This window comes from Niastella caeni (assembly GCF_004834005.1).
GTDB lineage: Bacteria > Bacteroidota > Bacteroidia > Chitinophagales > Chitinophagaceae > Niastella > Niastella caeni.
In genome coordinates this window covers 180,155-200,616 of record NZ_STFF01000002.1, presented here as the reverse complement: position 1 = coordinate 200,616, position 20,462 = coordinate 180,155, and the positions used below count along the sequence as shown (strand labels likewise).

Sequence of the window (20,462 nt, the reverse complement as noted above, 5' to 3'; positions counted from 1 at the left end):
AGCGAGGTATTCACCATTCACCATTGACCATTCACGCTTACGAATTCATGATCTTATTCTGGTGGTTAATGCTCTCCATGTGCACAGCATCAAAATATTTGGTGATAAACTCTTTGCTCAAGTTGAGTTTCTCACCTTTTTTGAATGCTCTTTCGAGGATCTCATTCCAACGATTGGTTTGCAGAATGGTGATATTGTTGTTCTTTTTGTATTCACCGATCTTTTCTGCGATGCTCATACGCTGACCTAAGATCTGCATCAGTTCATCATCGAGGTGATTGATCTGCTGACGCAATTTTTCAAGAGCGGCATGATATTCTTCGGAGTTGATATCTTCTTTACGCCAGGCGATCTGTCCAAGCATTTCGCCCAGTCTTTCAGGTGTAATCTGTTGTTTGGCATCGCTCCATGCTTTATCAGGATCGATATGGCTTTCGATGATCAAACCATCCATATCCAGGTCAATGGCTTTTTGGGCAACATCGAGCAGGATATCGCGGCGACCACTAATATGTGAAGGATCGTTGATCATTAATAATTCCGGATTGCGGCGTTTCATTTCAATAGCCAGGTGCCACATAGGCGCATTCCGGTATTCGGTATTACCATAAGAGCTGAATCCACGGTGAATTAAACCAACCTGTTTAATACCGGCTTTGGCAACACGCTCAACAGCGCCGATCCACAGCTCCAGGTCGGGATTGATCGGGTTCTTGATCAACACGGGCACATCAACACCACGTAAAGCATCTGCTACATCCTGCACACTGAATGGGTTAACGGTGGTTCGGGCGCCGATCCACAATACGTCTACTTCAAAAGTCAATGCATCTTCTACCTGCTTTGCAGTAGCTACTTCTACTGTTACTGGTAAGCCGGTTATCTTTTTGGCTTGCTGCATCCAGGGTAATCCTTTGGCTCCAATACCTTCAAAACTACCGGGACGGGTACGCGGTTTCCAGATACCGGCACGAAGCATATCTACCTTACCGGTTTTTGCCAGGCGAGTGGCGGTTTCCAGCACCTGCTCTTCTGTTTCGGCGCTGCAAGGTCCACTAATGATCATCGGGCGCTTCTTCCACACCTGTTGCACGGTCTCTCTCATGGTTGTTGATGTTTGTTGCATATAATGTTAATTTGAAAATTTGAATATTGGAACTCCTGTTTTTCGGTGAAGGCCGCACAAAAGCATTTTCAAATTTTCAAATTGTTAATTATCAAATTTGTTTACCTTCTGCTATCCGCTTCATTCATCCGTATCCTTCTACCCTTGTAATTCCTTCCATCAATAGCCTGGATCATTTGCCGTGCTGCTCGTTTGTCAATTTCGATCCAGCTATTCATTTCCTTCATGTCAATGCGACCGAGTACATCCTTTTGCAGTTCGCTCATATCTAAAATGAACTGCAGGAAACTGGCTTTGTAAAAACCATCTTTTGTACCCAGGTTCACAAATAACTTGGTATAGTCGCCGCCGCCGCCGTTACCAAACTTACGGCCTCTTGTATCTGTATAGGGTTTTCTGTCGCCATCTCTGCTATCTCTTCTTACCGTTAATCTGTCTCCGCGTTCGCGACGTTGTTCCCGTAAATTCAGGTCTTCGGCATTCTCGTAATATTTCAAAAAGCGGTCGAACTCCAGGGCTGCTACGCGTTTCAGGATCTCTTCCTTGCTCATGTCGGCAAACTTCTCTTCCAACATGGGCACATATGTTTCATAGTCGCCATGGTTTACCTCCAGTTGCAACAGCTTATCCATAAAGTGGTAGAACTGTTTGCGGCAAACATCCTTCCCTGTTGGGATCTCCAGCTTATGGAAAGGCGCCTGTACAATGGTTTGTATCTGCCGCATTTTTCCCAGCTCCCGCATATGCACGATCGACATACATACCCCGGTTTTTCCGGCGCGGCCGGTTCTACCGCTTCTGTGGGTGTATACTTCCACATCATCGGGCAATTCGTAGTTGATAACGTGGGTGATACCCTGTACATCGATACCGCGGGCGGCCACATCCGTTGCTATTAAGAGCTGCAAGGTCTTATCCCTGAAATCACCCATCACTTTATCGCGTTGCTGCTGCGTAAGATCGCCATGCAACGCATCGATATCGTATCCTTCGCGTGTTAACTTCTCGGCAATATCCTGGGCATCGGCCTTGGTTCGTGTAAAAATGATGCCGTAAATGCCCGGGTTGAAATCGATCAGGCGTTTCAGTGCTTCGTACCGGTGCTGGGCACTGGTAAGGTAGTACTGATGATCGATGTTCTTGTTGGCCGAATTCACTTTACCAACCGTTACCTCTACCGGCTCCTTCATGTAGCGCTTGCTCACGCGGCGTATTTCCGGCGGCATGGTAGCACTGAACAACCAGGTGGCTTCACGTTTGGGCGTGTTCTGTAAAATGAATTCAATATCTTCCTGGAAACCCATGTTCAGCATTTCATCCGCTTCATCCAGAATTACATACTTTATCTGTTCCAGGTCAATCGCCTTGCGTTCTATCAAATCGATCAACCGGCCGGGTGTGGCTACTACAACCTGTACGCCTCTTCTCAATTCACGGATCTGCTGGCCTATTGGTGTGCCACCATATACCGCTACCACAAACATACCGGGCATAAATTTTTTGAACTGCTCTACTTCGTTCACGATCTGCATGCATAGTTCTCTTGTAGGACAAACCACTAATGCCTGGGGATGCTTCGCCTGTTCATTCACCAAATGCAATAAGGGCAGCCCAAATGCAGCCGTTTTACCGGTACCCGTTTGTGCCAGTCCCACCAGATCTTTTGTACCGCTCAACAACACAGGAATGGCTTTTTCCTGTATCGGTGTGGGGTTAACAAATCCTAAAGCATTGGTAGCCTGTATCAGCCGCTCATCTAAACCCAATGCATCAAATGTTATCATAGTCAGAAAATTTGGCGCAAAGGTACTGTTATTATGGCCGTTGACCTAAATTAATCCTATTCAAAGAGCAATTATTTACATATGGAAAAATGGAGCCGTTTCAGGCCATTTTCCGGCTTTTTCGATCCGCTGCAAGCCGAAAGCCAAAGCGGAAAGCCAAAAGCATAAGTTCAGCATTCCCAAATTAAAGAATCACAAACCATAAACCTCAAACCACAAACTACTTAAGAATCCTCCTGATCTTATTCGCCTGCTCTATCAGTTCCTGCAGGTAGGTGTAATTTTCCTTCTCCAAACAGGCTTTGAACTTGCGTAACTGGCTGATGTGCTCATTCAATACATCCAACACGTTTTCGCGGTTCTGTTTGAAAATAGGCACCCACATGGCGGGATTACTTTTTGCCAACCGCACGGTGCTTTCAAAACCACCACCGGCCAGTTCAAAAATGGTGTCTTCCTCCCTCTCCTTTTCCAACACCGTATTGGCCAGCGCGAACGAGGTGATGTGTGAAATATGGCTTATATATGCCGTGTGCATATCATGGCTATCGGCATCCATGTATACCAGGTGCATGCCCAATTGACGATATGCCTCCTCAACCATTTCCACGGCTTTGGCATCACTTTTTTCTTTTTCACAGATCACACAGGATCTACCCACGAATGCATTCCGCACGGCTGCTTCCGGACCGCTGTACTCCGTTCCCCACATAGGATGGGTAGCTACAAAACGTTTACGCATGGGGTGATTATCCAGGGCAGTGCACAACGCATGTTTGGTACTGCCCGCATCGGCCACGATCTGTTTATCGGTTACCATATCCATTACCTGCTGCATAACACCAATGGTGGCGTCAACCGGAATGGCCACGTATATGAGGTCGGCCTGCCTCACTGCTTCTTCCAATGGCAACGCTTCATCTATTAAACCCAGTTCAATTGCTTTTTGAGCGCTGGCTTCGGTACGGCTTACACCGATCACTTTTTTAACCAGAGCCCGCTCTTTTAAAGCCAGGCTAAATGAACCACTGATTAACCCTACTCCAACTATGGTAACGGTATTGAACATGTTTTAATTAACTTTTAATGCTGGTAAAAATGCTTTTATCCGTTTAATGCTTTCTGCAAATTTCTCTTCAGGGCTGCACAGGCTCACCCGTATATAACCGTCGCCGGCCTTGCCAAAGATGCCGCCGGGTGTTATAAATACGCCGGCATTGTACAACACTTCATCACTCACCTCGTAACCGGTTTTATAGTTGGCAGGGATCTTTGCCCATACAAACATGCCAGCCTGGTCCTTATCATACACACATTGCAACAGGTCGAGCAATTCAAAAACTTTTTCCCTACGCTTTTTGTAAATAGCGTTCACTTCATCGTACCAGCTTTTGGGCAATTGTAATGCTTTGGCAGCCGCTAATTGCGCAGGCAGGAACATACCGCTATCCATATTGCTTTTAAACCGCAATACTTCATCAATACGTTCTTTGGCGCCGCTCAATACCCCTACCCGCCAGCCGGCCATATTGTGCGATTTACTGAGCGAGTTCAATTCAATAGCTATGTCCTTTGCTCCCGGTACCCGCAGCAAACTGGCAGGGTTATCGTTAAGGATAAAGCTGTAGGGATTATCGTGACAAATAAGAATGTTATGCTTTTTTCCAAACGCCACTATCTTCTCAAACAGACTGGCAGAGGGCAACTGGCCTGTAGGCATCTGTGGATAGTTGATCCACATCAGCTTGAAGACGCCGGCCCCGGCCCCCTCACGGCCTCCCGCGGTGGGGGAGGTGGAAGTATTGTTAGTAACCAATTTTTCTAACGCATCAAAATCAGGTTCCCAGTTATTGGCTTCTTTCAGATCGTAATCAACACATTCACCGCCGGCCAGTTTTACCGCGCTTCTGTAGGTGGGGTAACCCGGGTTGGGCACCAGCACTTTATCACCTGCGTTCAGGTAGGTCATGCAGATATGCATGATGCCTTCCTTACTGCCTAACAAGGGTAATATTTCCGTATCGGCATTCAGCTCAACATCATACCATTTTTTGTACCAATCGCTGATGGCCTTCCGTAAAACCGGCGACCCTTTATAACTCTGGTAAGCGTGTACATTGGGTTTGGCGCTTTCTTCCTGCAGGGTTTTAACTACATCGGCATGTGGCGGCAGATCGGGACTGCCAATGCCGAGGTTTATTACGTTCTTGCCCTGTTTGTTCAACTCATCAATCTCCCGCAGCTTTTGCGAAAAATAATATTCGCCTATACCTTCTAACCGTTTTGATGTCTGCATTTTTTCAATTTGAAAATTTGTGAATTTGAAGATTTGAAAATGGAAGGCCATGATGGCTGAGCAAAAGAATTTTCAAATTTGCTCATTTTCAAATTTTCAAATTATTCAATGCTCTTACCATTCTTGTATACACCATACACTTTCAGTTCCTCTGTGATGGACCTCATACTTTCAATTACCTGGTTAAACTGGTCTAAAGTGTCAAACTCCATATCAGCATGAAAACTGTATTTCCAGTCGCTGCCGGGAATGGGAAAGCTTTGCAGTTTGCTCAGGTTTATGCCGCCTTCGGCAATACGCGTTAACACCCTGGCCAGGCTGCCGCGTGAATGATCGGTATGAAAATTCACCGATGCTTTATTGGCATCTGTAACCGGTTGCGCTACTTCTTCGGGCTGTAATACCAGGAAGCGCGTATAGTTGTTTTTCATTGTGTGAATGTTGGGAGTGATCACATCCAGGTCGAAAAGGTCGGCGGCCAGTTTGCTGGCAATGGCGGCAATGTGCTTGCTGCGGTGCTGGTGAATGTGTTTGGCGCTTAAGGCAGTGTCTTCGGTCTCTACCAGTTTCCAGTTGTATTTGTCGAGGTATTCAAGGCACTGCTGAATGGCCATGTGGTGGGAATGTACTTCGCGTATATCTTCAAGTTGTACCCCCCGATTAACTAACAGTTGTTGTTTTATAGGCAGGTAAATTTCTCCAATAATCTTCAGGGTACATTTTTGCAACAGGTTGTAGTTGGGTAGAATGCTGCCGGCGATGGAGTTTTCGATGGCCATAACGCCACCATGACTTTCCTTTTTATTACCGGCGATCCTGATCACATCGCGAAAGGTGGCGCAGGGTATTACTTCTACATTTTTTCCGAAGAACTGCCGGGCTGCTACCTGGTGAAAACTACCTTCATATCCCTGGATAGAAACCCGTATGCCGGTACCCTGCATGCCGTTTGATCCTGGCGTTGCGTCGGTGATCTCCTGTTGTTGTTTTCGGTCGACCATAGATTCTTTTTTATGCTTTCCCGACCCGATAGCTATCGGGCGGAGATTTAAAAAAAGCAATAAAAAAAGTCCCGGCTTTTTTGCCGGGACTTCTTATGTTGATCTTTTTGTTTATTCTTATTTTGTTGTCAACAAAAGCATTCCCGGCCTACTGGTAAAGTAGAAGTAAAAATAAAAGTAAAAGAAACCGTATGCTTTTGCTATGTTCATTAGGTCAAAAATAATAACTAATTAGTTATGACCAAACTTTTTTCAAAGAAATCTACTGCCCTCAAACGTCTATTTTACACATAAAACCCGGTCTGGTACTGCATTTCAGCGTTTTAAAAAAACGCTTTCCAAAATGATCGATGGTGTGATTGCTTTTCATTCCAATCTTTTCTGCATTTGCTCGTCTATCTTTTTGAACAAATGGAAGGGTTTGTAGGTCCGCCAGTTGTCGAGGTCTATGAGGTCGATGTAGCGGTTAAGGCGGGCGCGCTTGAAATCGTACTGCGTTTGTTCGGGCATGTTCAGGATCACGATCCAGCCCTCTGCATCGGTCACTTCTTCAAACCATTCCTGGTAATAATCCTTATCGCCGCTATGAAAGTTCAGGACGTTCTCGGCCACGAAGATGAACTTGGTAATGCCTTCATAAAAGAAGTGATCGATGACCTCGCGCTTTAATTCCATGATATCATTTTCGATGGCATCATTCCATTCGCCTATCAATTCTATGATCGCATATTTCTCTTCATAATCGGCCAGCAATATTTTCAGGTACATCGTGCGTGAACCAAAATCGTCCCACTGTGGGTGTATGTAATAGTTGTAAACGGTTTGTGAAAACGTAAATTCAGAGTACACCCTTCCGAAGAACGGTGACTTCTCGTCCTGCTCACTGGTATAAATGTGACGCCAATTATAAAATGGTTCTATTTCATGCATGGTTTAATCAATATGCAATGAGCAATTTGCAATTGGCAAGGTTTCCCGAATCACAAACAGCCTTACAATTTTTATACCTCCCATTGGCGCTGATCGAATTCGAAGGATTGCCTATTGCCCATTGCCTATTGTCTCGGGCACTATAAAATGAAAAAAGGCTGTAAGCAATTTACAGCCTTCGCAATGCGGTTTCCAAATATTTTTTATTGTATTATTCTACTATCAGCTTATCGGTAAAAACAGTTTTTTTACTATTACTTAACACTTTCAGCATATAGGGCCCTTTGGCCAATCCATTTTTAACATTCACCGCAATTACCTGCCCACCGTTACCCACCACTACAATTTTTTCAGAAATTATTTTGCCTGTAAGGTCAACCAACTGAATGGTGTACCGGCCGGATTCCTTACTATTAAAACTTACATATACCAGGTTAGTGGCAACCGGGTTGGGATACAATGCAATTTTTTCGTTACGTATGATGGCCCTGTTTATTAACGGTACCGTATTTTTATTGCTGGCAAAAGCCAGGTTACCATTGGCCAGGTCAGAGGCATTGAACACGGTGCCTTTGATATCGATACGCGTAGCCTGCCATGAATGCATATCTACTTTGTAATATCCTTCAGCAGTATTGGCGCTGCTTACTATTAACTGACCATCGTTATCTACTACCGTACCATTGGTGGTAAAGCCTGCAGGCATGCCTTGTATTTCGGCTATCCAGGTTGCCACTTTGCTTTGAATATTCACTTTGAACACCTGGCGAAATGCCGAGATCACATACAGGTTACCGGCTGCATCGGCGATCATATCACCTCCCCAGGAAGTTGTTTTTTCATGAATTGATTTGCCTTCATTGGCCAGGTCATCCTTTAAAGAACCCAGATCGGTTATAACCGGTTTACGGCCGGTAGTGAAGCGAATGAGGTGGTTGGCATCGTTGCTTAAAGCATAACCATCACCGTCTGCACCAATAACCATACGGGTAATATGATTGGCTTCGTTATTTACGTCTGTAACCGGTATGAACGGTTCGTTATCGAAATAATAGATTTTTGGCGCTGCTTCATCCAGGTCGATATACCGGAGTTGGTTCATGAACAAGGGAGCATAATATAACCGGTTATGCCGCTGATCGTATGCACAGGCGGCAGATAAAGATGCAACCGGAATAGTAACATTGGTAGTTACGCCGTTTTGTGTAGTAACCGGTTTTATTTCTTTGCCGGTTCTTGCATTGTATACTGTGAAATTGGTTTGTTTAGAGTCGAAGATGGAACGGGTAACGGACCCCGTTGTAAAGTCGATCTGTTTTACATCAGTCCAATTGAAATTCCCTTTCTCAGAACTGGTTATGGCATATGCCATACCTTGTTTTTGTTGGGCAGATAACTGCATCGTAACCAGTAGCAAGCCAGTTGCCATAAATGTAGAACTGTACCTCATAAGTAAAAGTTTAATGATATGTACCTAAAAGTTACAGCTTTTTGCGGAGGTTGCCAACGTAAGATGACGGAAGTAATAAAAAACTCACTTCCGTTTTATCAAAATTATCTTGCAGTTTATTGCATCTGTTACAGGTTTCATGGTAACAGGTTACAAGTAGTACCAAACACTGGAACCTGGGCCCTGTAACCTGCAACTGATAGTAAAAAATAATCAGCTCGTTTTATAAGGAATTCAAAACTAATATATCCACTGGAAGTTATTTAAGCGAGTCAACCGCTTTCTTAACACTGCCGTATTTCAACAACAATTCGCGGGCTTTTTCGTAACTGCTGATACCGGTTTTTTCCATCACCATTTTAGTGCCGCGGTCAACCAGTTTACTATTGGTGAGTTGCATGTTCACCATTTTGTTATCCTCTACCCTGCCTATCTGGATCATAACGGCGGTAGAGATCATATTCAGCACCAGCTTTTGCGCCGTACCGCTTTTCATGCGGGTACTGCCGGTAACAAATTCGGGACCTACCACCACTTCTACCGGTAACTCGGCCGCATCGGCCAGTGGCGAACCGGCATTACAGGTAATACAACCGGTGGTGATGCCCTTTTTACGGGCTTCGGTTAATGCGCCGATCACATAGGGCGTTGTACCGCTGGCTGCAATGCCTATTACTACGTCCTTCTCGTCAATGGCATGCTTCATTAAATCGGCCCAGCCCTGCTCCCAGCTATCTTCAGCCTGTTCTACCGGGCGCTGAATGGCAATATCACCACCGGCAATAATACCGATCACCAGCCCTTGCGGTAAACCATAAGTGGGCGGAATTTCGCTGGCATCCAGGATACCTAACCGGCCGCTGGTTCCGGCGCCAATGTAAAAGAGGCGCCCGCCCGCCAGCATATTATCAGTAATAGCAGCCACCAGTTTTTCAATCTGCGGAATGGCCTTCTCCACTGCAACCGGCACCTTCTTATCCTCATTATTCATGTTGGTAAGCAACTCATGAATATTCATTTGATCAAGATGCCTGTAATCGCTCGACTGCTCTGTTATCCTGGTAAAATCTGCTGCCATATTTCAGTTGTTCAATGTTTTATTCGGGTTGGACACAAAATCCTTTTTCATTATACGTGGTATTGCACCAAACCTGCCATGGGGGTCTTTAAAATATTCCCCAGCTCAAACTCGTAGGAATGACATAATTCTTTAATAATATCACTGAAAGCAAAAGATACGCCGCCTACGAAGTGAATAGGTAACCTCCAGCTTTCTGTGAATTTGCATAAATGGGTAAAGAAAAAGTCATTCAAGCCGTCTTCAATGATATTTTCAATCATATAATGCCCCCTGTTCTCCGATAAAAACAGGCAAAAAGAGGCTAAGTATCGGTTTGCCAGGGGTTTGCGGTAAACATTCTCAAAAATGTCTACAGTAGTTGTATTATACCTGTTTTCAAATTTGAATCGCAGTTCTTCATCAAAAGTGTTATATAGGTAGTATTGCAGTACTTTTTTCCCCAGGTAAGCGCCGCTTCCCTCATCGCCCAGAATATAGCCAATTCCAGGCGCCTGTTTACTAACCTGCTCACCATCATAATAAACAACAAAAGACCCGGTGCCCAGGTTACAAGCCAACCCTTCATTACGGCCATTCAGGGCCCTTGCGGCAGACAACATATCGTCGTTCACTTTAACTTCTGCCCCCTTAAAAACACTTTCCAGCGCTTTCTTTACCATGCTCACATTGCCAGGATTGCGCATTCCGGTTCCGTAATAGTGTATTTGTTCAATAACCGTATTCTCCTGTAGATTAGGCAGTAATTCCTGCTGTAATAAGGCGATCGTTTTTTCTTCATTAAAGAAATAAGGACTGATGCCCTGAGTAAAAACCGTTTTGGTGCTTTCTTTCGATCCTGCCAAACACCATTCACATTTTGTTGCCCCACTATCTGCCAGTAGTATAGCCATATTTATAACCGTTTAATCGTATAATTCCAAACCTTCTGTAACAGGCTCATTTATACACATAACCATCCTGCGAAGGTAAGATGCATAGCTGAAAGAACCATGCTGCAGGGGAGGCATATACCTTGCATAAAAACGCAACCAACTGATATTCACAATGCCTTCCCATACCCCTCCTTTGTTTGAAGTGCCGGAATAATGCGGCCTGTAACCATTCAAAACAAAAAAACGCTACTTGCAAATTAATTATGAACTTCGCCCAAAATTTATAGATTTCTATCCCATGAGGTGCAGTTTCTTTGCTGCTCCGGCAAATTCACTGACGGAACGACAAAGGCGGAAGAAGGAACGCAGAAGGCTGAACGCGGAAGCTTTCAGTGTAATTCGGGAAGTTCGTATTTCGGAGGCCAGCGTTCAGCTTTCAGCGTAATTTCACCGGCCCTTATTAAAACAAACTATACAATTTCAGATGAAAAGACTTCAAGTATGGATGCCACTGTTATTTTCCTTAGTATTGATCGCAGGCATGGTCATTGGTTCGGCATTACGGCAAAACGTTCCCAGCTCGCGCGGCATTTTTAACAGTGGCAAACGTTCTGTTTTACAGGAAGTGGTTGACCTGGTTAATTTGAAATATGTTGACAAGGTAAGTACCGATACCCTCACCGAAGACGCCATACAGGCCATGCTGGCCCACCTTGACCCACATTCTGTTTTTATTCCCGCCTCTAACGTAGAAGAAATAAACGAAGACCTGCAGGGAAATTTTGAAGGCATTGGCGTAGAATTCTTCATCATCGACGATACGGTACATGTTACCAATGTGCTTTCCGACGGGCCCAGCGATAAGGCAGGCTTACAGGTAGGCGATAAATTTTTAAAAGTGGGCGACTCCACCGTGGCAGGCCATGCCATCTCGGGCGATAAAATAAAGAATTTGCTGCGGGGCGTTGGCGGCAGCAAAGTACAGGTTACCGTACTGCGCAACGGCAAAAAAATATCAACCGCCATTACCCGTGGCACCATTCCATTGTATTCTGTTGATGCGGCTTATATGATCGATGCTGCTACCGGGTATATACACCTGAACAAATTCTCCGGCACTACATACGAGGAATTTATGAAGGCCATGGAAACCCTGGAGAAGAAAGGCATGAAGAAACTCATATTCGATCTGCGTGGTAACGGCGGCGGAATTCTGACCGAAGCAACCGACATTGTGGACGAATTTTTAGACAATGAAAAACTGATCGTATACACCAAGGGCAATAAGCAGGACAAATATGAATACCATTGCAAACGCCCCGGTTTGTTTGAAAAAGGCAAACTGGTGCTGTTGGTTGATGAAAGCTCTGCTTCGGCCAGCGAAGTAGTGGCCGGCGCCCTGCAGGATTGGGACCGCGCTACCATTATCGGTCGCCGTACCTTTGGCAAAGGCCTGGTACAGGAGCAATACGACCTTACCGACGGCTCGGCACTGCGCTTAACCGTTGCCCGTTATTATACCCCCCTTGGCCGCAACATTCAAAAACCATACAACAAAGGCCGCGATGCCTATAATGAGGAGTTAGCCGAACGTTTTGCGAACGGCGAACTGGTAAACGGCGATACCGTTACCAAGCATAACGGACCAGCCTTTAAAACCAAAAGCGGCAGAACCGTTTATGGCGGCGGCGGCATTACCCCCGATATCTTTATTCCATTCGACACCGCTACTTTCTCAAGCAACGTGTATGTGCTGTTCGATAACCAACTGTTCAGCAAATTCATTTATATCTATTACCAGCAGAATAAAACATACTTCGACCAGTTTAAGACCCCGGCTGATTTTGCCAGTCGCTACAACGACACGCGCACTGCCTGGAACAACCTGATCAATTATGCCGCGAAGAATTCAATAAACGTTCAAAACATACCAGAACGCGATAAGCTGGAAATTGAGAAGCGTATTAAGACCTGGCTGGCCCGCCAGATCTGGCGCATGGAAGGTTATTATGAAGTAAGCAATGCCGATGATGCGGCGATCAGTAAGGCATTGGCTGAAATGAAGAAGTAATGTGATAATTAGCTAATGTGATAATGGTATACAGTAAAAGGCTGAAAGCAATACGCGAAGTGTATTACTTTCAGCCTTTTTGCTTTCGGCTTTCAGCTTTCAACTCACAGCTTATTACGGAGCCAGCGGATTTGGATACCTATCCAACAATTCTTTCTTTTCAACGCGGTAAGAAGCAATTAAACCAGCCCCACCGCCCATGGCGATAAATGCAAACCACAGCGCCGGATTTTCATAATCATGCAATACGTATTGGGTAATTAAATAAGACAATGCCAACCCAACACCTGCGCCAAACAACAACAATCCCCATTTCAAATTGGCATAAGGAGCAGGCCGGTTGACCTTCTCTTTGGGGTTCAGGCCTTTTTCCAGCATTGCCAGGTTTTCGCGCTTTTGCAAATACACAATGCCAAAGATCAACGCAAAAAAGGCAAGGGGGATAATTATAGCTACTAACATTTCAGTTCCGGGCATACTATATAAGTTTATTATTGTTTACGAATTATGAACATGTTTACCGTATCGGACGATCATTGCCTTTCCCGATTACAGCGTTGAACAATTTTACAAAGTACCGGTACATTCAATATGACTACGGCTTCAGCGGACAGGTTACAGCATTCGGGGTCAAATTATTTCATAAATGAACAGGTAAGTATCAAAACCGGACACTCGTGTAATAATTACCTTAATTAAGCAACTGATAATCAGGCGCATTGAATTACGGCACGGGGCTGGAATGGCTAATGCATATTTATTTACAGGTTTATACCTGCAAAAGCAATTTATTAGATAGTCAAAATAAGTATAGCCATGTTTTTACCTTATAACCGGTAAACCTTATTCTTTTTCTGTAACCTGATGCCTTCTACCATCGTCATACCAATATATAATGCAAACCGGACCGGGTGATAATGAGATCATAAACAGGGTGCTGCGCGGCGAACAGGCGCTGTATGCCGAATTGGTAAAACGATACCAGAACTTCGTTTTTACCATAGCACTGCGCTATACCCCCAACCGGGAAGATGCCGAGGAAATTGCCCAGGACGTATTTGTAAAAGTCTATCGCAGCCTGGCCGATTTCAGGGGAGAATCAAAATTCAGCACCTGGCTGTATACCATTGTAACCACTACCTGCATTACCTTTTTACGCAGGAAAAAGCTGACCGTCCATTCGCTGGACAATGAACATATATTTGAAGCGGCAGACAATCAGAATTCGACCTTCAAGGCGAACCAGGTAGAACAGAAATCGAAAGTGCAGGTCATTAATGATGCGATCAAATTATTGAGTGTTGATGATGCCCGGATAATTACCTTATTTTATCAGGCAGAACAAAGCCTGGAAGAAATTGGCCGCATTATCGGGGTTGATCCGAATACCGCAAAAGTGAAACTGCACCGCGCCCGTCAACGGTTGAAAGAGAAAATGGAAAAATATTTTACTGAGGAATTGAAGGATCTGGTTGGTTAGTTGACGAGTTGATAAACTTTAAATTCAAAAAAATGAACAGGCAACAAAATATGGAAGAACGTTTGTGGGAGTACATGGATGGCGTTTGCAGCGCTGAAGACCGCTTGTTTATTGAACAACTGATTGCCACCAACCAGGAATGGAAAACCAAATACCAGGAATTGCTTGAATTGCAAGACCTCATGGCCCATCACCTGGAGCTCGACGAACCTTCTATGCGGTTTACCCAAAACGTAATGGAAGCGATCGGCAAACATCATATTGCCCCTGCTGCCAAATCGTATATCAACAAACGGGTGGTATGGGGTATTGCTGGTTTCTTTATGATCAGCATCGTCTGCTTTTTAATTGTCGGCATTACACAGGTGAACTGGTCAGGTGACGGTACCGGCAGTTCTTTTCTTAATAAGATCAACTTCGATAAAATTGATGTAAGTAAATTCTTCAACAGTACCTATGCCGGCATTTTTATGATGGTGAATGTAGTGCTGGGATTAATGCTGCTTGATATGTACTTGAGAAGACCGGGCCGTAGGCACGAAGTGGGAAGTAAGAAGTAAGAAGAATCCGATAATGTTAATCAATAACAATCGTAACTGGTAATTCAGGAAATAAAAAATGGTGAGTTGCTATTGACAGCTACTCACCATTTCCGTTTTATTGTATTTCTTACTTCTTATCTCTTACTTCATGTTCCTTATTCACGATTTGCCTTACAACACAATCCTAGTCATTAAATTTTTTCTTTAGTTCAGCCAGCTTCGCCTGGAAAGGATTCAATGGTTCCGGTTTCTTTGGCTGCACTTTTCCACCGCCACCACCGGCCGGTTTGCGATCGGTATTGCCACTGCGTTTTTCGCCGCCGCCGCCTTTTTGCTGATCTTTCATCGTCAATGAAATTCGTTTGCGGGGCACATCCACATCCGACACAGTAACCATTACTTTTTGGTTCAGTTTCACAACCTCGTTCGGATCAGAAATAAAGGTGTTGCTCAATTGAGAAATATGCACCAACCCATCCTGCTTAACACCAATGTCTACAAACACCCCGAAGGCGGTGATGTTGGTAATAATGCCCGGTACGGTCATACCCGGTTTTACATCTTCAATGGCTTTGATGGTATCATCAAAGCGGAATTCCTCGATCTGGGCCCGCGGGTCGCGACCCGGTTTTTCCAACTCCTTTAAAATATCGTCAATGGTGAACTCACCAATAGCTTCTGTAATGTATTGCTTCTTGTTGATCTTTTTGCGCAACTCGTTCTTTTTGACCAGGTCTTCCAATGAAGCCTGCAGGTCTTTAGCCATTGATTCAACCACATGATAACTCTCCGGATGCACGGAAGAATTGTCCAGCGGATTTTCAGCACCGGGAATACGTAAGAAACCCGCGCACTGCTCAAATGATTTGGGTCCCATCATCGGCACCTTCTTCAATTCGTCCCTGGTTTTAAAGGGTCCGTTCTTTGCCCGGTATTCAACAATATTTTTTGCCAGGGTATTACTTAAACCCGACACGTATACCAACAGGTGTTTGGAAGCGGTATTCACATCTACGCCTACAAAGTTTACCGCGCTTTCCACTACCCTGTCCAATGCATCTTTTAACCGGGTTTGATTTACATCGTGCTGGTACTGTCCTACTCCAATAGATTTGGGATCGATCTTCACCAGTTCACTCAGCGGATCCAGCAAACGGCGGCCAATGCTTACTGCACCGCGTACCGTTACATCCTGATCGGGAAATTCTTCCCGGGCAACTTCTGAAGCGGAGTATATCGAAGCGCCACTTTCATTCACCTGGAAAACGCTTACCGGTTTACCAAAGTCAATGCTGCGAACCAGTTGCTCTGTTTCGCGGCCGGCGGTACCATTACCTATACCGATGGCTTCAATATCGTATTTGTCAACCAGGAATTTTATTTCAGACACACTTCCCTGCCAATCGTTTTGCGGCGGATGCGGATAGATGGCCGTATTGAATACCAGGTTACCCTGTGCATCAAGGCATACCAGTTTGCAACCGGTACGGAAACCGGGATCAAGCGCCAACACTCTTTTTGATCCTAATGGTGAAGCCAGCAACAATTGACGCAGGTTCTCGGTAAACACATGAATGGCTTCTTCATCAGCCTTATTCTTGCTCGCCAGCCTGAACTCATTTTCAATAGAAGGTTTTAATAAACGATCGAATGAATCATCGATCGCTTTCTTTACTTCACCGGCAAATGGATTGTTGCCTTTTACAAACGTTCTGTTTAGGTCCTCTACGGCAGTCTGTTTGTCAATGTTTATATCCATCACCAGGTAGCCTTCTTTTTCGGCCCGGCGTATAGCCAGTATGCGATGGGAAGGGCTATCGGCCAGATCTGAACTGAATTCAAAATAATCGCGGTATTTCTGAGCTTCCTCTTCGTCTTTTTTACTGCTCAGTACTTTCGAAGACAACTTAGCGGTTTCAGTAAATTGTTGACGTACTTTATTACGAGCCTGCTCATTTTCGCTCACCCATTCTGCAATGATATCGCGGGCGCCCTGCAAGGCCTCTTTGGTATCCTTCACCTGATCATTCAGGAATTTAGCCGCTTCTTCATCCGGATTTTCACCACCCTGTTCAAATACCAGTTTAGCCAATGGCTCCAGTCCTTTTTCAATAGCCTGGGTAGCCCTTGTTTTGCGTTTTGGCTTATAGGGCAAATAAATATCTTCCAGTTCGGTAGCATCAAAACAATTTTCGATCCGATCTTTTAACTCGGGCGTTAATTTGCCTAACCCTTCAATTGTTTTTACAACCGTTTCTTTGCGTTTATCCAGTTCATTAAAATAAGCGATCTGCTCTACCACCTGCGTAATACCCACCTCATCCATATTGTTGGTTGCTTCCTTCCGGTAACGGGCCATAAAAGGAATGGTCGCCCCTTCGCTTTGCAACTGGTGAATATTATTGATCTGCTTTATGCTGAATGATAATTTTTCAGCGATCTTCTGAATGTACTTTACTTCCATTTATTAGAATTTGCAGTTTTTTTAATCTGTCGATCGTTCATTATGGTACCAGATCTGTTTCCCTGTTTCGGATTACAACTTAGGGGCAGCAAATGTAAGGTATGATGCGAAAGAAAAAACTTGTTTTTACTAACAACATTTTTTGTAAAAGGAACATCCAAGATCCCTATATCTAATACCATACCAGTTCAAATTTAGGCTATATCCGGGTTGAATTCAGGAACATTTTTTATTGCATAAAAAAGTTCTATTTCGCAACGGGTTAGAAAACATAAAATTTATCATAATAAAAAAAAGAGGCCGTCTCAAAAATAAAGAGGCGGTCTCTTTTTTATTGTGCCAATTTTTTCTTATTATGGAAAACAGGTATTTACATTCATAGATCCAGACACCTTGCATATTTTTAAATCTCCATATCCTGCTTTATAGTAATAGCGCCATCTCACGATCGCTTAATGTGTTATTGAACGATCAGTCGTTATCTGCCGGGCCATAATGGCCAAAGTCATTTCCACTGGCATCTTTCATCTCAAAACCTTTGATAACAATAGCGTTGCCGTCATCTTTTTTGCAGCCGGCAGCAAACTTTATTAATAAAAGCCCTGAAATTAAAATAACAGGTTTGGTTAACAGTTTCATACAATCAGGTTTAACAAAAAAAATAATAAGCCCGAAAGTATAAAAATGGAGCTGCTAATGCAACTGCAACAACAAGGAACAACTTTGATTTACAACCGAAATAAATTACCAAAAGCTTATCATGCCTGTAACGCAGTTCCCTGCAATGCATTTGCCAGAATCTCATTCACTATGTCGGGACAGGTCATTACCAGCATATGCCCTTCTTTTGGAATGGTGTGTGTGGGATGTGTATATCGAACCGGTAGCACTTCATCTCTTTTACCATGAATATGCCATACCGGTTGTGGAATGATGTCGTTTTTCCAGTTTAAAATAGCATTCATACTCCAGCGAATTAAACCGGTATCGCTTTCATTGATGATCTGCCACAATAATTTTTTATCTTCTGCCAACTCACGGGTGAAAAACCTTTTTGTTGCAGCGGATGATTTCAACAGAGAGATAGGCACTATTTTATGCAATCCCATTTTACCGGCTACCTTAAAATACCCGGGCAACTGGGTTGATACCGGTACGCTTGAAATTAGAATAGTTACGGTGGGCTTATATTGTTTGGCAATCTCTGTAGCGAGCATGCCGCCAAATGATAATCCTACCAGGGCAAAAGGTTCTTCCCTGTTGATTTTTGCAGCCAGTCGCAAGGCGTAAGATGGCAGCGATTCATCCTTTTCAGGCGAGATCCAATCGAGATAAACGGCCTCACAATCTGCAGGCAATTGAATATGTTTGAACACCCGTTTATCGGCAGCAAGCCCACTGATAAAATACACCTTCATAAAACAAAATCCCCCTATACAAATTTAGTCAGTTAACAATTGACTTAAATATAATAGAAACAACCGGGCCATTATAGCCACCCCAAAAAACTTAATAAAACTTTCACTAATTCAATGTTCTACTTCCATTACCTGCGAACAACGCACCCATTCCCTCCCCGATTAATTGTACCTTTGCAACCATAAACTACATGAAATGGATATTAAAAATAATATTCTCGAAACGATTGGAAATACGCCACTTATCAAGCTGAACAAAATCACCAGGCATCTCCCGGCCACGGTTGTTGCCAAAGTAGATTATTTTAATCCGGGTAACTCTATCAAAGACCGCATGGCGGTTAAAATGATTGAAGTAGCTGAAAAAGAAGGTAAACTAAAACCAGGAGGAACCATCATTGAATGTACCAGCGGGAATACCGGAATGGGACTGGCGCTGGCAGCCTGTGTAAAAGGATATAAATGTATTTTCACTACTACCGATAAGCAATCAAAAGAAAAAGTAGATATTTTAAAAGCAGTAGGCGCTGAAGTAATTGTTTGCCCAACGAATGTAGAACCTGATGACCCGCGCAGTTATTATTCAGTAGCCCGCCGCCTGGCAAAAGAAATCCCCAACTCATTCCACTGCAATCAGTACGACAATCTTGCCAACCGGCTGGCCCATTATGAAACTACCGGTCCGGAAATATGGAAACAAACCGATGGTAAAATAACCCACCTGGTTTGCACGGCGGGTACCGGCGGTACCGTAACCGGCACGGCCATGTTCCTGAAAGAAAAAAACCCAAATATCAAGATCTGGGCGATTGACGTATATGGTTCCCTGCTCACCAAATACTTTCGCACAGGCGAAGTAGATATGAATGAAGTGCACCCTTATATTTCCGAGGGTTTTGGGGAAGATTTTGTGCCCGAAAATTACAACATGAGCGTCATTGACCATTTTGAACAGGTTACCGATAGAGATGGCGCCATTATGGCCCGCCGCCTGGCGAAGGACGAAGGGATCTTCTGCGGTTACAGCGCCGGCAGTTGCATACAGGGACTTGTGCAAATTGCAAGCGGCGCCGATCCTAAAAAGCACCTGACAAAAGATGACCTGGTGGTTTGTATATTCCACGATCATGGCAGCCGTTATGTAGCCAAGATCTATAACGACCAGTGGATGATGGAAAGAGGATTCATGGATGTGAAGACCTGTAAAGACATTGTAAACAGCCGCAACGCCAAGCATAAACTGGTTTCCATTGACCCGGGTAATACCGTTGCTGAAACCGTAGCCTTAATGCGCAAGTACGACATTGAACATATACCGGTTATCAATGAAAGCGGACCGGTAGGCGCCATCAGTGAAAGTGGTTTATTTCAGAAAATCTTTTCCAATCCCGATTTTAAAAATGCTCTTATTGAAACCGTGATGGAGCCGGCATTTCCTATTGTTGATTTTAATACGCCCATAGAAAAACTGCGGACCTTAATTAATAAGGATAACGGTGCGGTGCTTAGTAAAGATGAACTGGGCAATCTTCACATTGTAACAAAATATGATATACTGCAGGCGCTGGGGAATTAAAATACAGCTGTAAGCTGCAAGCCTAAAGCCAAATACAACTAAAAGCCAAATGCAGAACGTTCAGCAGTGAACGTTCTGCATTTGGCTTTCTGCTCTCGGCTATATTAAAAAACAAAGCGCCCCGCTTTTAACAGGGCGACTTTGTGAAATCTTTGTTCAGGTACTTTGGACGGTTTAACTAAGGACTGGTTTGCTGATAGAGATTTCTGGCTTTCACGATATTGGATACGGGGTACGGATCAAAACCAAAAACTTATTAAAAAGGGTTTAGGGGCTCTTCTACGGGTTCAGGAATTAACGCTGTTCGTATGGTTCCTGTACTAATCATTTAAATGGTACGTCAACAATCTTTAAAGGGTACGTCAACATCG

The 20,462-nt window shown here is 44.1% G+C and carries 17 protein-coding genes; 4 read left to right on the top strand and 13 right to left on the bottom strand.

Annotated elements, in window-relative coordinates:
- Window positions 1-37: 37 nt before the first annotated feature.
- The 9 genes from FAM09_RS08655 to FAM09_RS08615 all read right to left on the bottom strand — a co-directional run bounded on the left by FAM09_RS08655 (window position 38) and on the right by FAM09_RS08615 (window position 10,558).
- On the bottom strand, window positions 38-1,126 hold the full coding sequence (locus FAM09_RS08655) for a chorismate mutase (RefSeq protein ID WP_243751629.1): 1,089 nt from the start codon (window positions 1,124-1,126) through the stop codon (window positions 38-40).
- A gap of 101 nt (window positions 1,127-1,227) precedes the next feature.
- Window positions 1,228-2,910: a DEAD/DEAH box helicase gene (locus tag FAM09_RS08650; protein ID WP_136576707.1), complete on the bottom strand. Its 1,683-nt coding sequence runs from the start codon at window positions 2,908-2,910 to the stop codon at window positions 1,228-1,230.
- Window positions 2,911-3,130: 220 nt separating this feature from the next.
- Window positions 3,131-3,979 carry a prephenate dehydrogenase gene (locus FAM09_RS08645; protein ID WP_136576706.1) on the bottom strand — a complete coding sequence of 283 codons (849 nt, stop codon included), beginning with the start codon at window positions 3,977-3,979 and terminating at the stop codon, window positions 3,131-3,133.
- 3 nt (window positions 3,980-3,982) lie between these two features.
- Window positions 3,983-5,206, bottom strand: coding sequence for a pyridoxal phosphate-dependent aminotransferase (locus tag FAM09_RS08640; RefSeq protein ID WP_136576705.1), 1,224 nt, complete (start codon window positions 5,204-5,206; stop codon window positions 3,983-3,985).
- A gap of 101 nt (window positions 5,207-5,307) precedes the next feature.
- On the bottom strand, window positions 5,308-6,207 hold the full coding sequence (locus FAM09_RS08635; protein WP_136576704.1) for a prephenate dehydratase: 900 nt from the start codon (window positions 6,205-6,207) through the stop codon (window positions 5,308-5,310).
- A gap of 366 nt (window positions 6,208-6,573) precedes the next feature.
- Window positions 6,574-7,137, bottom strand: coding sequence for a hypothetical protein (locus FAM09_RS08630; protein ID WP_136576703.1), 564 nt, complete (start codon window positions 7,135-7,137; stop codon window positions 6,574-6,576).
- Between the two features lie 211 nt (window positions 7,138-7,348).
- Window positions 7,349-8,587 (bottom strand): T9SS type A sorting domain-containing protein, encoded by a 1,239-nt coding sequence (locus FAM09_RS08625; RefSeq protein WP_136576702.1) that lies wholly within the window; start codon window positions 8,585-8,587, stop codon window positions 7,349-7,351.
- Window positions 8,588-8,846: 259 nt separating this feature from the next.
- Window positions 8,847-9,665: an N-acetylmuramic acid 6-phosphate etherase gene (gene murQ / locus FAM09_RS08620; protein ID WP_136576701.1), complete on the bottom strand. Its 819-nt coding sequence runs from the start codon at window positions 9,663-9,665 to the stop codon at window positions 8,847-8,849.
- A gap of 50 nt (window positions 9,666-9,715) precedes the next feature.
- Entirely contained in the window at window positions 9,716-10,558 is an 843-nt protein-coding gene (locus tag FAM09_RS08615; protein ID WP_136576700.1) for an N-acetylglucosamine kinase, read from the bottom strand.
- Window positions 10,559-11,024: 466 nt separating this feature from the next.
- Between FAM09_RS08615 and FAM09_RS08610 the strand changes: the two genes are divergently transcribed.
- The gene (locus tag FAM09_RS08610) at window positions 11,025-12,611 is read left to right on the top strand and encodes a S41 family peptidase (RefSeq protein WP_136576699.1); all 1,587 of its coding nucleotides are present in this window, start codon (window positions 11,025-11,027) and stop codon (window positions 12,609-12,611) included.
- Window positions 12,612-12,725: 114 nt separating this feature from the next.
- On the opposite strand, the gene FAM09_RS08605 is transcribed toward FAM09_RS08610, so the two are convergent.
- Complete coding sequence (locus FAM09_RS08605; RefSeq protein WP_136576698.1) at window positions 12,726-13,088, bottom strand: DUF6249 domain-containing protein; 363 nt, start codon at window positions 13,086-13,088, stop codon at window positions 12,726-12,728.
- Window positions 13,089-13,506: 418 nt separating this feature from the next.
- Between FAM09_RS08605 and FAM09_RS08600 the strand changes: the two genes are divergently transcribed.
- Entirely contained in the window at window positions 13,507-14,091 is a 585-nt protein-coding gene (locus FAM09_RS08600) for an RNA polymerase sigma factor (protein ID WP_136576697.1), read from the top strand.
- 32 nt (window positions 14,092-14,123) lie between these two features.
- Window positions 14,124-14,651, top strand: a complete 528-nt coding sequence (locus FAM09_RS08595; RefSeq protein ID WP_136576696.1) for an anti-sigma factor family protein — start codon at window positions 14,124-14,126, stop codon at window positions 14,649-14,651.
- A 166-nt stretch (window positions 14,652-14,817) separates the two neighbouring features.
- On the opposite strand, the gene FAM09_RS08590 is transcribed toward FAM09_RS08595, so the two are convergent.
- The 3 genes from FAM09_RS08590 to FAM09_RS08585 all read right to left on the bottom strand — a co-directional run bounded on the left by FAM09_RS08590 (window position 14,818) and on the right by FAM09_RS08585 (window position 18,515).
- Window positions 14,818-17,097 carry a Tex family protein gene (locus tag FAM09_RS08590; protein WP_136576695.1) on the bottom strand — a complete coding sequence of 760 codons (2,280 nt, stop codon included), beginning with the start codon at window positions 17,095-17,097 and terminating at the stop codon, window positions 14,818-14,820.
- A 471-nt stretch (window positions 17,098-17,568) separates the two neighbouring features.
- On the bottom strand, window positions 17,569-17,736 hold the full coding sequence (locus tag FAM09_RS30655; protein ID WP_153825445.1) for a hypothetical protein: 168 nt from the start codon (window positions 17,734-17,736) through the stop codon (window positions 17,569-17,571).
- 119 nt (window positions 17,737-17,855) lie between these two features.
- Window positions 17,856-18,515, bottom strand: coding sequence for an alpha/beta fold hydrolase (locus FAM09_RS08585; protein ID WP_136576694.1), 660 nt, complete (start codon window positions 18,513-18,515; stop codon window positions 17,856-17,858).
- 196 nt (window positions 18,516-18,711) lie between these two features.
- Here FAM09_RS08585 and FAM09_RS08580 point away from each other — a divergent pair, with 196 nt between their 5' ends.
- Window positions 18,712-20,091, top strand: coding sequence for a pyridoxal-phosphate dependent enzyme (locus tag FAM09_RS08580; protein ID WP_136576693.1), 1,380 nt, complete (start codon window positions 18,712-18,714; stop codon window positions 20,089-20,091).
- The last annotated feature ends 371 nt before the right edge of the window (window positions 20,092-20,462 follow it).

Excerpts from the sequence above, each read along its gene's own strand:
- FAM09_RS08655 (WP_243751629.1), bottom strand. The coding sequence starts at position 1,126 with ATGCAACAAACATCAACAACCATGAGAGAGACCGTGCAACAGGTGTGG.
- FAM09_RS08650 (WP_136576707.1), bottom strand. The coding sequence starts at position 2,910 with ATGATAACATTTGATGCATTGGGTTTAGATGAGCGGCTGATACAGGCT.
- FAM09_RS08645 (WP_136576706.1), bottom strand. The coding sequence starts at position 3,979 with ATGTTCAATACCGTTACCATAGTTGGAGTAGGGTTAATCAGTGGTTCA.
- FAM09_RS08640 (WP_136576705.1), bottom strand. The coding sequence starts at position 5,206 with ATGCAGACATCAAAACGGTTAGAAGGTATAGGCGAATATTATTTTTCG.
- FAM09_RS08635 (WP_136576704.1), bottom strand. The coding sequence starts at position 6,207 with ATGGTCGACCGAAAACAACAACAGGAGATCACCGACGCAACGCCAGGA.
- FAM09_RS08630 (WP_136576703.1), bottom strand. The coding sequence starts at position 7,137 with ATGCATGAAATAGAACCATTTTATAATTGGCGTCACATTTATACCAGT.
- FAM09_RS08625 (WP_136576702.1), bottom strand. The coding sequence starts at position 8,587 with ATGAGGTACAGTTCTACATTTATGGCAACTGGCTTGCTACTGGTTACG.
- murQ (WP_136576701.1), bottom strand. The coding sequence starts at position 9,665 with ATGGCAGCAGATTTTACCAGGATAACAGAGCAGTCGAGCGATTACAGG.
- FAM09_RS08615 (WP_136576700.1), bottom strand. The coding sequence starts at position 10,558 with ATGGCTATACTACTGGCAGATAGTGGGGCAACAAAATGTGAATGGTGT.
- FAM09_RS08610 (WP_136576699.1), top strand. The coding sequence starts at position 11,025 with ATGAAAAGACTTCAAGTATGGATGCCACTGTTATTTTCCTTAGTATTG.
- FAM09_RS08605 (WP_136576698.1), bottom strand. The coding sequence starts at position 13,088 with ATGCCCGGAACTGAAATGTTAGTAGCTATAATTATCCCCCTTGCCTTT.
- FAM09_RS08600 (WP_136576697.1), top strand. The coding sequence starts at position 13,507 with ATGCAAACCGGACCGGGTGATAATGAGATCATAAACAGGGTGCTGCGC.
- FAM09_RS08595 (WP_136576696.1), top strand. The coding sequence starts at position 14,124 with ATGAACAGGCAACAAAATATGGAAGAACGTTTGTGGGAGTACATGGAT.
- FAM09_RS08590 (WP_136576695.1), bottom strand. The coding sequence starts at position 17,097 with ATGGAAGTAAAGTACATTCAGAAGATCGCTGAAAAATTATCATTCAGC.
- FAM09_RS30655 (WP_153825445.1), bottom strand. The coding sequence starts at position 17,736 with ATGAAACTGTTAACCAAACCTGTTATTTTAATTTCAGGGCTTTTATTA.
- FAM09_RS08585 (WP_136576694.1), bottom strand. The coding sequence starts at position 18,515 with ATGAAGGTGTATTTTATCAGTGGGCTTGCTGCCGATAAACGGGTGTTC.
- FAM09_RS08580 (WP_136576693.1), top strand. The coding sequence starts at position 18,712 with ATGGATATTAAAAATAATATTCTCGAAACGATTGGAAATACGCCACTT.